The sequence below is a fragment of the Streptomyces sp. NPDC030183 genome (assembly GCF_055573455.1).
Window position 1 is genome coordinate 1 of the sequence record NZ_JBVIBK010000046.1, and the last position, 13,717, is coordinate 13,717.

Genomic DNA, 13,717 nt, shown 5'->3' on the forward strand with positions numbered 1-13,717 from the left:
GCTGCACACCTACAATCACCACCGCGGACACACCGCGCTGAAGGGCCAACCACCCGCCAGCCGCGTCCCCAACCTCTCAGGGCAATACACCTAGGCTGAAGAGCACAGCACTGAAGAGCCCCGGCGAGGAGAGCAGGTGAGGTCACGGTGAGCGCCAGCCCGGCCGGTTCCCCGGCGCCGGTGCGGCCCCCGGCGGACCGCCCCGCGGGCGGCCGCCCCATGCGGGCCGACGCCCGCCGCAATCACGAGCGGCTCCTCACGGCGGCCCGCCACGCCTTCGCGGCCCATGGCACGACCGCCTCGCTGGAGGACATCGCCCGCCGCGCGGACGTCGGGATCGGCACGCTCTACCGCCACTTCCCCAACCGCCAGGCCCTCCTCGGCGCGGTCTTCGAGGACGGGGTCCAGGAGCTGCTGGCCCGGGCCCGGGAGCAGCTCGACGCGCCCCGGCCCTGCACCGCGCTGGTCGCCTGGCTGCGCGACATCATCACTCGGGCGAGTGCATACCGGGGCCTGGCGAAGGCGCTCATGACGGTGTCGTACGCCGACGCCCGGACCGAGGAGGACACCTCGGACCTGGCCCGGTGCTGCGCCCCGATCCGCGAGGCGGGCACCGCCCTGCTGACGCGCGCGCAGCAGGCTCACGCCGTACGCGACGACGTGTCGATCGGCGACCTGCTCCAGCTCACCCACGCGATCGCGCTGGCCGCCGAGGAAACCCCGGACGACCCGGAACTGGCCGACCGCCTACTGACCCTGACCCTGCGCGGCCTGAAGCCGTAGCGAACGGCGAGCCGAAGCGGTGGTGGCCCGGCGGCCGTGGTGAACCGGCGGTCGGCCATGGCGGGGCCCGCAGCCGTGGGGCTTGCGCGGGGGGCCGTCGTCGGCGCGTTCATCGGCGGCGTAGGTCCGCCACGCGGGCCGCTCGCTCTCGCTCGCGCTCGTTGGCCGGAGACTGCTCCCCCAGGACCGTGGCGGTGCGCAACTGGGGCGCGCTGCCGTGGACCTGGTTCCGGCGGGGGCCGGGGAGCGGCATGTCGCGGCGGGACTGGCGTGCCGGGACGGGATCTCCGCCCGTGCCGCCGCCGCCCGACGCCCCGGCCACGGAGATCTGCACGCCCTGGTCGGCCAGGGCCTGCAACTCGGTGACCGCGCGGTCGTCGTGACCAGGCGGGTCGTCGGTGACGAGCCGGGTGATGACGTCGGTCGGCACCGTCTGGAACATCGTGTCGGTGCCCAGCTTGGTGTGGTCGGCGAGGACGACGACCTCGGCGGCGGCCTGGACCAACGCGCGGTCGACGGACGCCGACAGCATGTTGGACGTGGACAGGCCGCGCTCGGCGGTCAGTCCGCTCCCGGAGAGGAACGCCTTGGAGACGCGCAGCCCCTGGAGGGACTGCTCGGCACCGGAACCGACCAGGGCGTAGTTGGAACCGCGCAGGGTGCCGCCGGTCATCACGACTTCCACACGGTTGGCGTGGGCCAACGCCTGGGCCACCAGCAGGGAGTTGGTGACGACGGTCAGCCCGGGCACCCGCGCGAGCCGGCGTGCCAGCTCCTGTGTGGTGGTCCCGGCCCCGACCACGATGGCCTCGCCCTCTTCGACGAGGCTCGCGGCGAGGTCGGCGATGGCCGTCTTCTCGGCGGTCGCGAGATGAGACTTCTGCGGAAAGCCGGACTCCCGCGTGAACCCGCCCGGCAATACCGCACCGCCGTGCCGGCGGTCGAGGAGTCCTTCTGCCTCCAGCGCGCGCACGTCCCGCCGTACGGTCACTTCGGAGGTCTGGACGACGCGGGCGAGCTCACGGAGCGACACGGCTCCGTTGGCCCGCACCATTTCGAGGATCAATTGGCGACGTTCTGCAGCGAACACGAAACTGACAGTAACGCCAACGACCATCTGCTTTCAGCAGTTTGCGCCGAATAACAGAAGTTGTTCGCACCGTGGGGCGAGGAGTGATATAGGGGCCATCCGGGACGTAACCACGGCGGGTCCGGACCGTCGACCGGTCGGGACCCGCCCTCGTTCCGCCGTGTGACCTGCTCAGACGCCGCCGCCCGCCTTGCGGGTGTGGAGCTGGCGGGCGACCTCGGCGATCGAGCCCGACAGGGACGGGTACACGGTGAAGGCGTTCGCGATCTGTTCGACGGTCAGGTTGTTGTCGACCGCGATCGAGATGGGGTGAATCAGTTCCGAGGCGCGCGGGGAGACCACGACACCGCCGACGACGATGCCGGTGCCCGGCCGGCAGAAGATCTTGACGAAGCCGTCGCGGATGCCCTGCATCTTCGCGCGCGGGTTGCGCAGCAGCGGCAGCTTCACGCCGACGGCGTCGATGACCCCGCCGTCCAGGTCGGCCTGGGTGTAGCCGACGGTGGCGATCTCGGGGTCGGTGAAGACGTTGGACGACACGGTCTTCAGGTTCAGCGGGGCCACCGCGTCGCCGAGGAAGTGGTACATCGCGATACGGCCCTGCATGGCGGCCACGGAGGCGAGGGCGAACACGCCGGTGACGTCACCGGCGGCGTACACGCCGGGGGCGGACGTCCGCGAGACCTTGTCGGTCCAGATGTGCCCGGAGTCCTTGAGCTTGACCCCGGCCTCCTCCAGCCCCATCCCGGCACTGTTGGGGATGGCGCCGACGGCCATCAGACAGTGCGTGCCGCTGATGACGCGCCCGTCGGCGAGGGCCACCTCGACGCGGTCGCCGACCCGCTTGGCGGACTGGGCCCGGGAGCGCGCCATGACGTTCATGCCGCGGCGCCGGAACACGTCCTCCAGGACGGCGGCGGCGTCGGGGTCCTCGCCGGGCAGCACGCGGTCGCGGCTGGAGACGAGGGTGACGCGCGAGCCGAGCGCCTGGTAGGCGCCGGCGAACTCGGCGCCCGTGACACCGGACCCGACCACGATCAGCTCTTCGGGCAGCTCGTCGAGGTCGTACACCTGCGTCCAGTTGAGGATGCGCTCCCCGTCGGGCTGCGCGTCGGGCAGCTCACGCGGGTGGCCGCCGGTGGCGATGAGGACGGCGTCGGCGGTCAGGGTCTCCTCGGACCCGTCCGCGGCCCTGACGACGACCTTGCGCGACCCGTCGAGGTCCTGCTGGCCCTCCAGTCGCCCGCGCCCGCGCATGACCCGCGCGCCGGCGCGTGTCACGGAGGCGGTGATGTCATGCGACTGCGCCAGCGCGAGCCGCTTCACACGCCGGTTGACCTTGCCGAGGTCGACCCCGACGACACGCGCGGGCGTGTCGATGTACGGGGTGTCGTCGGCAACGATGATCCCCAGCTCCTCGTACGACGAGTCGAAGGTGGTCATCACCTCGGCGGTCGCGATGAGCGTCTTCGACGGCACGCAGTCGGTCAGCACCGACGCCCCGCCCAGACCGTCGCAGTCCACGACGGTCACCTCCGCACCGAGCTGCGCGGCCACCAGCGCCGCTTCATATCCGCCGGGTCCGCCACCGATGATCACGATCCGAGTCACGTACTCCATTCTCCCGTACGAACCCCGATACGACGGAATCGGGGGTCCGGACCGACCGCACCGGACCGGCCCGCAGGGCCGTCCAGGGGCGCGAGGAACTGCGCGACCAGCCACAACCGACCCGCACCCCGCCGACGCACCCCCTCCCCCACCCCCTCCCGCCCCACCCCACCCAGCGGAGCGCATACGCTCTCCCCCATGTCGCTCTACGCCGCCTACGCCGGCAACCTCGACGCCCGCCTGATGTCCCGCCGCGCCCCCCACTCCCCGCTGCGCGCGACCGGCTGGCTGAACGACTGGCGCCTCACCTTCGGCGGCGAGCACATGGGCTGGGAGGGCGCCCTCGCGACGGTCGTCGAGGCCCCCCGCTCCCAGGTCTTCGTGGCGCTGTACGACATCGCCCCGATGGACGAGGAGGCGATGGACCGCTGGGTGGGCGTCGGCCTCGACATATACCGCCGGATGCGGGTCAGGGTGCACACCCTGGAGGGCGAGGAACCGGCCTGGGTCTACGTCCTCAACGGCTACGAGGGCGGCCTGCCCTCGGCCCGCTACCTCGGCGAGATCGCCGACGCGGCGGAGTCCGCGGGAGCCCCGCACGACTACGTGATGGAACTCCGCAAACGTCCGTGCTGAGTGGCCGTCCCACCCCATCGGCCCACCCCACCGGCCCTCCTTACGACCCCCTCGGCGCCCCCTCCCGCCCTGCACGCCGCCGCGCCCCGAACCCCCTTTGGCGGGAAACGACAAGACAACGATCCCAATCCCGTGAGGCTTGTCATCTACGCGCGTAGGCCGAGACCGGATACTCTCGTCGCGTGAACGCTTCTCTTCTTCCGGACGACATCCAGGACGACCCCTACGCCGCCGCCGACGCCGCCGCCGCGCGCCTGCGGGAGCTCACGGGCACCGAGACCCACGACGTCGCCCTCGTGATGGGCTCCGGCTGGGCCCCGGCCGTGGACGCGCTGGGCGCCCCCGAGGCCGAGTTCCAGGTCACCGAGCTGCCCGGCTTCCCGCCCCCGGCGGTGGAGGGCCACGGCGGCAAGATCCGCTCGTACAGGATCGGTGACAAGCGCGCGCTCGTGTTCCTGGGCCGCACCCACTACTACGAGGGCCGCGGTGTCGCCGCCGTCGCGCACGGCGTCCGCACGGCCGTCGCCGCCGGCGTCAAGACGATCGTCCTGACCAACGGCTGCGGTGGCCTCCGCCAGGGCATGCGCCCCGGCCAGCCGGTCCTGATCAGCGACCACCTGAACCTGACGGCGACGTCGCCGATCGTCGGCGCGAACTTCGTCGACCTGACGGACCTGTACTCGCCGCGTCTGCGTGCCCTGTGCAAGGAGATCGACCCCACCCTGGAGGAGGGCGTCTACGCGCAGTTCACGGGCCCGCACTACGAGACCCCGGCGGAGATCCGCATGGCCCGCGTCATCGGCGCGGACCTGGTCGGCATGTCGACGGTCCTGGAGGCCATCGCCGCGCGCGAGGCGGGCGCGGAGATCCTGGGCATCTCCCTGGTCACCAACCTCGCGGCCGGCATGACCGGCGAGCCCCTCAACCACGAGGAGGTCCTCCAGGCGGGCCGCGACTCGGCGACCCGCATGGGCGCGCTGCTGACGCAGGTGCTGGACCGTCTGTAGACGCCTTGGAACTCGGGGCCGCGGGTACGTCCGCGACCGCGGGTAGGTGGGGGTTGTTCGCGCGGTTCCCCGCGCCCCTGAGGGGTCGGGCCTGCGGCCCGCCCTTCAGCGGAAAAGCACGGGGCGCAGCCCCCGGCCACTTTTCAGGGGCGCGGGGAACCGCGCGAGCGACCACAACGCACCCGCACCCCCGAGCCACCAGGCGCCCGGCCCCGAACCCCGACGCTGACGAACCAAGAGAGGTTGGACCCCGACGTGCAGGACGAACTCATCGCACGGGCCAGGACCTGGCTCGCCGAGGACCCCGACCCGGAGACCCGCGAGGAACTCGCCGGACTCATCGACGCCGGGGACACCGCGGAGCTCGCCGCACGCTTCAGCGGCACCCTCCAGTTCGGCACCGCCGGCCTCCGCGGGGAACTCGGCGCCGGCCCCATGCGCATGAACCGCTCGGTGGTCATCCGCGCCGCGGCCGGTCTCGCCGCGTACCTGAACAAGAAGGGCTCCACCGGCGGCCTCGTCGTCATCGGCTACGACGCCCGCCACAAGTCGGCGGACTTCGCCCGCGACACCGCCGCGGTCATGACCGGCGCCGGTCTGCGCGCCGCCGTCCTGCCCCGCCCGCTCCCCACCCCGGTCCTGGCCTTCGCCATAAGGCACCTGGGCGCGGTGGCCGGCGTGGAGGTCACGGCCAGTCACAACCCGCCCCGCGACAACGGCTACAAGGTGTACCTCGGCGACGGTTCGCAGATCGTGCCCCCGGCCGACGCGGAGATCGCGGCCGAGATCGACGCCGTACGCTCCCTCGCCGACGTCCCCCGCCCCGACGGCGGCTGGGACACCCTCGACGACAGCGTCCTGGGCGCCTACCTGGCCCGTACGGACGCCGTCCTCGCCGACGGCTCCCCCCGGACCGCGCGCACCGTCTACACGGCGATGCACGGCGTCGGCAAGGACACCCTGCTCGCGGCGTTCGCTCGGGCCGGGTTCCCGGAGCCGGTGCTGGTGGCCGAGCAGGCCGAGGCGGACCCGGAGTTCCCGACCGTGGCCTTCCCCAACCCGGAGGAGCCCGGCGCGATGGACCTGGCCTTCGCCAAGGCCCGCGAGACGGATCCCGATCTGATCGTCGCCAACGACCCGGACGCCGACCGCTGCGCCGTGGCCGTCAAGGACGGGGCGGACTGGCGGATGCTGCGCGGCGACGAGGTGGGCGCGCTCCTCGCCACCCACCTGGTCCGGCGTGGCGCGCAGGGCACCTTCGCCGAGTCGATCGTCTCCTCGTCCCTCCTCGGCCGGATCGCCGAGAAGGCGGGCCTGCCGTACGAGGAGACCCTCACCGGCTTCAAGTGGATCGCCCGCGTCGACGGCCTGCGCTACGGCTACGAGGAGGCCCTCGGCTACTGCGTCGACCCCGAGGGCGTGCGTGACAAGGACGGCATCACCGCCGCCCTGCTCATCACGGAACTGGCCTCGCAGCTGAAGGAGGAGGGCCGCACCCTGCTGGACCTCCTCGACGACATCGCCGTGGAGCACGGGCTGCACGCCACCGACCAGCTCTCCGTGCGCGTCGAGGACCTGACGGTCATCGCCCGCGCCATGGAGCAGCTCCGCGAGCAGCCGCCGACCACCCTCGCGGGCCTCGTCATCACCAAAACCGAGGACCTCACCCGGGGCACGGACAGGCTCCCGCCCACGGACGGCCTGCGCTACACGCTCGACGGCGCCCGTGTCATCGTCCGCCCCAGCGGCACGGAGCCCAAGCTGAAGTGCTACCTGGAGGTCGTCGTCCCGGTCGCCACCCACGCCGACCTCCCCGAGGCCCGCGCCACGGCCACGGACCTCCTCGCGAAGATCAAGCAGGACCTCTCGGCAGCCGCGGGCATCTGAGCCCCCGGCGCTCCTCCCCGAGCAGCGCGGAAGCCCCGGCCGGCCACTTCGGTGGCGAGGGCCGGGGCTTCCGCCGTGCGCGCCCGCGCGGTCCCGTGCGCGCCCTGAGTCCCGTAAGCGCCGTCAGTCCCGTACGCGCCCCCTCAGTCCCCTGCGCCTTCTACGGCACCAGCACCAGCGCCGCCAGCCACGCCAGCCCCAGGGCCAGGCTCAGCGGCCACAGTGCCCGGCCCCGGGCGCGTTCGTCGCTCGTCTCCGTGGGCCGCAGCGCCGGGTCCTGCCACATGGCGGTGATCTCGGCGGCCGTCCGCTCGTAGGGGTGGACCAGCCCGAACCGCCGCTCCAGCCGCCCCCAGCGGGGCGCGTGCGCCGTCCAGGCCGCGCCGAACCGGGGCCGGCGGCTGTCCACCTTGAGCTCCCCGCGCTCGCACCGCACGGTCATGAGGTGGTCCCACTCGATGTGCCGTACCCCGCGCACGCCGTTGAACCAGAGCCCGTCCCGGTCGGCGGTGATGCGCCACGCCGCCATGCGCGGCAGCAGCAGGACGCCGATGAGCCCGAGGAGGACGCCCGGGACGTACCGCCATCCACCGCCCTCCGACAGCACCATCAGCGCCGCCCACACCACGACCACCAGGCAGACGGACCGGTCCAGCCAGCCGGCCCGCCACTGCCGTACCGCGCCGGAGGCCAGCCGCTCGGTCACCCCGTCGGCGGCGGCCGCGCGCCGGTCCGCGTAGAGCGCGGCCCGCCCGGCCCGCGCTTTCTCCGCCGCGATCCGCAGCCGTACGGCGCGGTCGGACAGGGCCCGCACGGGCGCCATGGACGACTCGACGACGAACTCCTCGTCCCCCGGCCCGCTACCGCTCTCCGACTCCCGCGCGACCTCGGGCGTCTCTCGCTCCCCCTCGCCCCGGATCTCCTCGCCCTGCGGCTCCTCGCCCCGGGTCTCCTCGTCCTGGGCCTCGTCGGCGCCGTTCCGCACGTCCTCGGGGGCGCTGACGATCACGAGCTCGCCGCCGTCGTACGGCGCTCCGTAGAGGACGGCCTCGCGCAGGGGGCCGGGCTGTGCCACCTCGTCCACGTCGGCGTCGAGGGAGTCGAGGAGCGCCTCCAGCTCCTTCTCCCTGAGCAGGCGGGCCTCCTCGTCACCGGCGTCGTCGTCATCGTCGTCGTCATCGTCGTCGTACCACTCCTCGGCGGTGACGGTGAGCATCGGCCGCAGCCCCGCCACGTCGTCGGCGGTGAAGACCTCGACGTCACCGTTGGCGGCGTCGCGCACGAGGACGCGCAGGACCGGGACGGGGGTGCCCCGCAGCCCGGCGGCGCGGCGGCGGGCGAGCCGGCCGGAGGCCAGCGAGGTGAGCCCCCAGCCGACCACGAACCATCCGGCCAGCACGGCCTCCCGCCGGTCGGTGGCCGCCTCCCACCCGGACGCGACGGCGACGAACGCCCCGCCGAGCGCCGCGAGCACCAGCCCCAGCGCGATCAGGAACCGTCCCCGCCGCAGCGGCCCGACTCCCTCCGGTACCACGGCGGTGACGCCCTCGGCGGCGCTCACGGCCCACATCCGCTGCGTCCGCCGCGCGCTCAATCGGAACTCGGCGAGAGCCCAGGCGGCGTTCACCAGGAGGAAGCCGACGAGGACGGGCAGATCGTGCGTGCCGCTGTACCAGGCGAGGACGAGGGTCAGCACGGGGCCGGAGACCCGCAGCACCTCGGGGCGCGCCAGCATCCACACCAGGTGCAGGGGGACCAGCGCGGCGAGCGCGGGCGGCACGTCACGGGAGTTGGCCAGCCAGAAGCCCGCCGTCAGCCCGACCATGGCCAGGGCGAGGAGATGCAGGGACCGCATCCGCACCGGCACCCACACCGGGGGCCGCGCCCGCGCCCACAGACGCGCCTTCTCGCCGCTCCAGGCCGGGCAGCCCTCGGGTACGGCGGACTCGGGCAGCCGCAGCGACGGCCGCCCAGGGGACTCGGTATGCGTGCTCATCGCCAACCAGACACTCGAACCGCAACGGTGTTCGTCATTCACACGACCGTACGGCCCGACGCTGACGAGCCCTCAGTATGGGTGCCCTTCACAGCGGGACACGAGCGTTTTCCGTGCCGGAACCCCCCCGACCGTTCCCGTGCGGTCCGGGGTCCGGACAACCGGGGCGCCCGGCAGATGCCCCTGGCACTCACCCCAGCGCGATCAGGACCGCCAGCAGTACGGCTCCCGCCGCGGCGGGCCCCATGATCTCCCAGGCCCAGCGGACGGTCGGCTCCCCCTGCGAGCCCGGCGCCTTCGCGCGGGCCTCGCACAGCTCGCGCAGGTCGGCCATGACCTGGTCGGTCTCGGCACGGACGGTCCGCGGCTCCAGCGACGTACGGCCGCTGCTGTCACCCCTCGCGGCCCTGCCGTTCTCCCGGGACTGCTGCCGGGCGGCCTTCTTCCGGGCGCGCAGCGACACGGGGACGGCCCACAGCTGGTACTTGGTCCCGCCCTCGTCGATCACCTCGTTGGAGTAACCGGAGCGCAGCGAGACGACGCAGGCCCAGGGCAGTTCGATCACGCGGAACGGGTTGCGCACCCGGAGCCGGTCGTCGTTGGCGAAGACGGCGGGCCGCACCGAGAAGGCCACCACCAGCGGAACGGCCAGCAGCAGCGAGGCCAGCGCCAGCCAGGGCGTCCGCCCTTCCCCGGTGATCACCGCGTCAGCGCCGAGCCAGCCGAGGAGACCGAGGAGCAGCACACCGCCCACGAGGCCGCCGGGCGACCGGTAGGCGCGGTCCTTGTAGAGGGGCTTCGCGGGCTTGCCGCCCACCGCGGACTTCGCCGACTTCCCTGAACCGGCGGACTGCGCGGAACGGGCGGACTGCGCAGCGGACGTCGCTGAACCCGCGGCCGGCGCCGAACCGGCGGGCTCGGCGGATGTCGAGGGCTGCGAGGGCTGCGTGGGCTTCGCGGACTTCGCGGGCCGCGCGCCCGCCGCCGCGGGCGTATGCCGCGGCCGGGCTTGCGCGGTCTCGGGAGCCGGCTCGGCCTTCGGGGTCTCCGAGGACGGCGTGCCCTCCGATGACGTCGAGGCCGCCGAGCGCTTCCGGGGTTCCGGGCGCTCCTGGGACGACGGTCGATCCGGGGTGGTCATACTTCCGATTCTGCACGACACCCTCCTCCCGACCCGCACACGGCCCCCGGCCCGGCCCCCACCACTCCCCCGCGGAAGACTTCGGGGGTGTACACCCGCTACGCGCGTAGATATGCTCGTCTGGTGACCATGTCCACAGCCGCACCCCACGCCCTAGCCGACGCCACCGCGTCCGACAGCACACTGCGCCGCTTCCTCCACGGACTGCCCGGTGTGGACGCGGTAGGCCTGGAGGCGCGCGCCGCCTCCCTCGGCACCCGTTCCATCAAGACGACCGCCAAGGCGTACGCCATCGACCTGGCCATCTCCATGGTCGACCTGACGACGCTGGAAGGCGCGGACACCCCGGGCAAGGTCCGGGCGCTCGGCGCCAAGGCGGTCCACCCCGACCCCACCGACCGTACGACCCCCGCCACGGCGGCGGTCTGCGTGTATCCCGACATGGTCGCCACCGCCAAGGCGGCCGTCGCGGGTTCGAGCGTGAAGGTCGCCTCGGTCGCCACCGCCTTCCCGGCGGGCCGCGCCCCCCTGTCGGTCAAGCTGGCCGACGTCCGGGAGGCCGTGGCCGCGGGCGCGGACGAGATCGACATGGTCATCGACCGGGGCGCGTTCCTCGCGGGCCACTACCTGAAGGTGTACGAGGAGATCGTCGCCGTGAAGGACGCCTGCGGCGCCGCCCGCCTGAAGGTCATCTTCGAGACGGGTGAGCTCTCGACGTACGACAACATCCGCCGCGCCAGCTGGCTCGGCATGCTCGCGGGCGCGGACTTCATCAAGACCTCGACCGGCAAGGTCGCGGTCAACGCCACCCCCGCCAACACCCTCCTGATGCTGGAGGCCGTCCGCGACTTCCGCGCCCAGACCGGCGTCCAGGTCGGCGTGAAGCCGGCCGGCGGCATCCGCACGTCCAAGGACGCGATCAAGTTCCTGGTCCTGGTCAACGAGACGGCGGGCGAGGACTGGCTGGACAACCACTGGTTCCGCTTCGGCGCCTCCTCGCTTCTCAACGACCTGCTGATGCAGCGCCAGAAGCTGGCCACCGGCCGCTACTCCGGCCCCGACTACGTGACGGTGGACTGAGCCCCATGACCATGGAAAAGATGTCACCCGTATTCGAGTACGCCCCGGCCCCCGAGTCCCGCGCGATCGTCGACATCGCCCCCTCGTACGGCCTGTTCATCGACGGCGAGTTCACCGAGGCGGCCGACGGCAAGGTCTTCAAGACCGTCAGCCCCGCCTCCGAGGAGGTCCTCTCCGAGATCGCGCGGGCCGGTGAGGCCGACGTCGACCGCGCCGTGCGGGCGGCCCGCAAGGCGTTCGAGAAGTGGTCGGCGCTGCCCGGCTCGGAGCGCGCCAAGTACCTCTTCCGCATCGCCCGCATCATCCAGGAGCGCAGCCGTGAGCTGGCGGTCCTGGAGACGCTGGACAACGGCAAGCCGATCAAGGAGACCCGCGACGCCGACCTCCCCCTGGTCGCCGCGCACTTCTTCTACTACGCGGGCTGGGCCGACAAGCTCGACCACGCCGGCTTCGGCGCGAACCCCCGGCCGCTGGGCGTCGCGGGCCAGGTCATCCCGTGGAACTTCCCGCTGCTGATGCTGGCGTGGAAGATCGCCCCGGCCCTGGCGACCGGCAACACGGTCGTCCTCAAGCCGGCGGAGACCACCCCGCTGTCGGCGCTGTTCTTCGCGGACGTCTGCCGCCAGGCGGGCCTGCCCAAGGGCGTCGTCAACATCCTCCCCGGGTACGGCGACGCGGGTGCGGCCCTGGTGGCGCACCCGGACGTGAACAAGGTGGCCTTCACCGGCTCCACGGCCGTCGGCAAGGAGATCGCGAAGACGGTCGCGGGCACCCGCAAGAAGCTCACCCTGGAGCTGGGCGGCAAGGGCGCGAACATCGTCTTCGACGACGCCCCGATCGACCAGGCCGTCGAGGGCATCGTGGGCGGCATCTTCTTCAACCAGGGCCAGGTCTGCTGCGCGGGCTCCCGCCTGCTGGTCCAGGAGTCGATCCAGGACGAGCTGCTGGACTCCCTGAAGCGCCGGCTGTCGACGCTCCGCCTCGGCGACCCGCTCGACAAGAACACGGACATCGGGGCGATCAACTCCGAGGAGCAGCTGACCCGGATCACCTCGCTCGTCGAGAAGGGCGAGGCGGAGGGCGCCGAGCGCTGGTCCCCGGCGTGCGAACTGCCGTCGGCGGGCTACTGGTTCGCTCCGACACTGTTCACGAACGTCACGCAGGCGCACACCATCGCCCGCGACGAGATCTTCGGCCCGGTGCTGTCGGTGCTGACCTTCCGTACCCCGGACGAGGCCGTCGCCAAGGCCAACAACACCCAGTACGGCCTGTCGGCGGGCATCTGGACCGAGAAGGGCTCCCGGATCCTGGCCGTCGCGAACAAGCTCCGCGCGGGCGTCGTCTGGTCCAACACGTTCAACAAGTTCGACCCGACCTCGCCCTTCGGCGGCTACAAGGAGTCGGGCTTCGGCCGCGAGGGCGGCCGCCACGGCCTGGAGGCGTACCTCGATGTCTGAAACGAACCGCCTGAGCGTCTTCAAGACCTACAAGCTGTACGTCGGCGGGAAGTTCCCGCGTTCGGAGAGCGGCCGGGTGTACGAGGTGACGGACTCCAAGGGCAAGTGGCTGGCCAACGCACCCCTCTCCTCCCGCAAGGACGCCCGTGACGCGGTGGTCGCCGCCCGCAAGGCGTTCGGCGCCTGGTCCGGCGCCACGGCGTACAACCGGGGCCAGGTCCTGTACCGGGTCGCGGAGATGCTGGAGGGCCGCAAGGGCCAGTTCGTCCACGAGGTCGCCGACGCCGAGGGGCTGTCGAAGTCGAAGGCCGCGGCCCAGGTGGAGGCGACCATCGACCGCTGGGTCTGGTACGCGGGCTGGACCGACAAGATCGCCCAGGTGGTGGGCGGCGGCAACCCGGTGGCGGGCCCGTACTTCAACCTCTCCTCCCCCGAGCCGACGGGTGTGGTCGCCGTCCTCGCCCCGCAGGAGTCGTCGTTCCTGGGCCTGGTCTCGGTGGTCGCCCCGGTGATCGCCACGGGCAACACGGCCGTCGTGGTGGCCTCCGAGAAGGCCCCGCTCCCGGCGCTGTCGCTGGGCGAGGTCCTCGCCACCTCCGACGTGCCCGGCGGTGTCGTCAACGTCCTGTCCGGCCGTACGGCGGAGATCGCGGCGCCCCTCGCCGCCCACCAGGACGTCAACGCGATCGACCTGGCCGGCGCGGACGACGTCCTCGCCAAGGAGCTGGAGGTCGCCGCGGCCGACAATCTGAAGCGGGTCCTGCGTCCACAGCCTGTGGACGACTGGTCGGCGACGCCGGGCATCGACCGCATGACGGCGTTCCTGGAGACGAAGACGGTCTGGCACCCGACGGGGTCGCTGGGCGCGTCGGGTTCCTCGTACTGACGCACGCCGGAGCAGACGCGGGCCGGGGGGGGGGGGGGGGGGGGGGGGCCCCAGACAGACAGGAGGCGTTCTCTCCCCTCCCCCAAGAAGAAGGGGCCCGGTAGGACACCCCCCCCACCCCCCCCACCCCCACGGGCCCCCCC

The 13,717-nt window shown here is 72.7% G+C and carries 11 protein-coding genes; 7 read left to right on the top strand and 4 right to left on the bottom strand.

The window, feature by feature from the left end; genetic code table 11:
* Positions 1 to 219 precede the first annotated feature (219 nt).
* Positions 220 to 783 (top strand): TetR/AcrR family transcriptional regulator, encoded by a 564-nt coding sequence (locus tag ACZ4Z2_RS35520; protein ID WP_468081787.1) that lies wholly within the window; start codon positions 220 to 222, stop codon positions 781 to 783.
* A gap of 109 nt (positions 784 to 892) precedes the next feature.
* Here ACZ4Z2_RS35520 and ACZ4Z2_RS35525 read toward each other — a convergent pair whose 3' ends face one another.
* Entirely contained in the window at positions 893 to 1,900 is a 1,008-nt protein-coding gene (locus ACZ4Z2_RS35525; RefSeq protein ID WP_468081747.1) for a DeoR/GlpR family DNA-binding transcription regulator, read from the bottom strand.
* Between the two features lie 144 nt (positions 1,901 to 2,044).
* Positions 2,045 to 3,493 (bottom strand): NAD(P)H-quinone dehydrogenase, encoded by a 1,449-nt coding sequence (locus ACZ4Z2_RS35530; protein WP_468081748.1) that lies wholly within the window; start codon positions 3,491 to 3,493, stop codon positions 2,045 to 2,047.
* A 189-nt stretch (positions 3,494 to 3,682) separates the two neighbouring features.
* Here ACZ4Z2_RS35530 and ACZ4Z2_RS35535 point away from each other — a divergent pair, with 189 nt between their 5' ends.
* The 3 genes from ACZ4Z2_RS35535 to ACZ4Z2_RS35545 all read left to right on the top strand — a co-directional run bounded on the left by ACZ4Z2_RS35535 (position 3,683) and on the right by ACZ4Z2_RS35545 (position 7,014).
* Positions 3,683 to 4,120: a gamma-glutamylcyclotransferase family protein gene (locus tag ACZ4Z2_RS35535; RefSeq protein WP_107463474.1), complete on the top strand. Its 438-nt coding sequence runs from the start codon at positions 3,683 to 3,685 to the stop codon at positions 4,118 to 4,120.
* Positions 4,121 to 4,302: 182 nt separating this feature from the next.
* Complete coding sequence (locus ACZ4Z2_RS35540) at positions 4,303 to 5,127, top strand: purine-nucleoside phosphorylase (RefSeq protein ID WP_468081750.1); 825 nt, start codon at positions 4,303 to 4,305, stop codon at positions 5,125 to 5,127.
* A gap of 255 nt (positions 5,128 to 5,382) precedes the next feature.
* The gene (locus ACZ4Z2_RS35545; RefSeq protein WP_468081752.1) at positions 5,383 to 7,014 is read left to right on the top strand and encodes a phospho-sugar mutase; all 1,632 of its coding nucleotides are present in this window, start codon (positions 5,383 to 5,385) and stop codon (positions 7,012 to 7,014) included.
* A 160-nt stretch (positions 7,015 to 7,174) separates the two neighbouring features.
* Here the strand turns inward: ACZ4Z2_RS35545 and ACZ4Z2_RS35550 are convergent, their stop codons facing one another.
* A complete protein-coding gene (locus ACZ4Z2_RS35550) occupies positions 7,175 to 9,010 on the bottom strand; it encodes a hypothetical protein (protein WP_468081753.1) in 1,836 nt (611 codons plus the stop codon).
* A 190-nt stretch (positions 9,011 to 9,200) separates the two neighbouring features.
* Positions 9,201 to 9,827 carry a PH domain-containing protein gene (locus ACZ4Z2_RS35555; RefSeq protein WP_468081754.1) on the bottom strand — a complete coding sequence of 209 codons (627 nt, stop codon included), beginning with the start codon at positions 9,825 to 9,827 and terminating at the stop codon, positions 9,201 to 9,203.
* A gap of 453 nt (positions 9,828 to 10,280) precedes the next feature.
* Between ACZ4Z2_RS35555 and deoC the strand changes: the two genes are divergently transcribed.
* From deoC to ACZ4Z2_RS35570, 3 genes are read left to right on the top strand one after another with little or no spacing between them, the layout of a single operon-like run.
* Positions 10,281 to 11,231 (top strand): deoxyribose-phosphate aldolase, encoded by a 951-nt coding sequence (gene deoC / locus ACZ4Z2_RS35560; protein ID WP_468081789.1) that lies wholly within the window; start codon positions 10,281 to 10,283, stop codon positions 11,229 to 11,231.
* Positions 11,232 to 11,251: 20 nt separating this feature from the next.
* Complete coding sequence (locus ACZ4Z2_RS35565; RefSeq protein WP_468081755.1) at positions 11,252 to 12,688, top strand: aldehyde dehydrogenase family protein; 1,437 nt, start codon at positions 11,252 to 11,254, stop codon at positions 12,686 to 12,688.
* Positions 12,681 to 13,574, top strand: a complete 894-nt coding sequence (locus ACZ4Z2_RS35570) for an aldehyde dehydrogenase family protein (protein WP_468081756.1) — start codon at positions 12,681 to 12,683, stop codon at positions 13,572 to 13,574. The genes ACZ4Z2_RS35565 and ACZ4Z2_RS35570 overlap by 8 nt, the downstream gene beginning before the upstream one ends.
* The last annotated feature ends 143 nt before the right edge of the window (positions 13,575 to 13,717 follow it).

Excerpts from the sequence above, each read along its gene's own strand:
- ACZ4Z2_RS35535 (WP_107463474.1), top strand. The coding sequence starts at position 3,683 with ATGTCGCTCTACGCCGCCTACGCCGGCAACCTCGACGCCCGCCTGATG.
- ACZ4Z2_RS35530 (WP_468081748.1), bottom strand. The coding sequence starts at position 3,493 with ATGGAGTACGTGACTCGGATCGTGATCATCGGTGGCGGACCCGGCGGA.
- ACZ4Z2_RS35550 (WP_468081753.1), bottom strand. The coding sequence starts at position 9,010 with ATGAGCACGCATACCGAGTCCCCTGGGCGGCCGTCGCTGCGGCTGCCC.
- ACZ4Z2_RS35525 (WP_468081747.1), bottom strand. The coding sequence starts at position 1,900 with ATGGTCGTTGGCGTTACTGTCAGTTTCGTGTTCGCTGCAGAACGTCGC.
- ACZ4Z2_RS35570 (WP_468081756.1), top strand. The coding sequence starts at position 12,681 with ATGTCTGAAACGAACCGCCTGAGCGTCTTCAAGACCTACAAGCTGTAC.
- ACZ4Z2_RS35520 (WP_468081787.1), top strand. The coding sequence starts at position 220 with ATGCGGGCCGACGCCCGCCGCAATCACGAGCGGCTCCTCACGGCGGCC.
- deoC (WP_468081789.1), top strand. The coding sequence starts at position 10,281 with ATGTCCACAGCCGCACCCCACGCCCTAGCCGACGCCACCGCGTCCGAC.
- ACZ4Z2_RS35565 (WP_468081755.1), top strand. The coding sequence starts at position 11,252 with ATGTCACCCGTATTCGAGTACGCCCCGGCCCCCGAGTCCCGCGCGATC.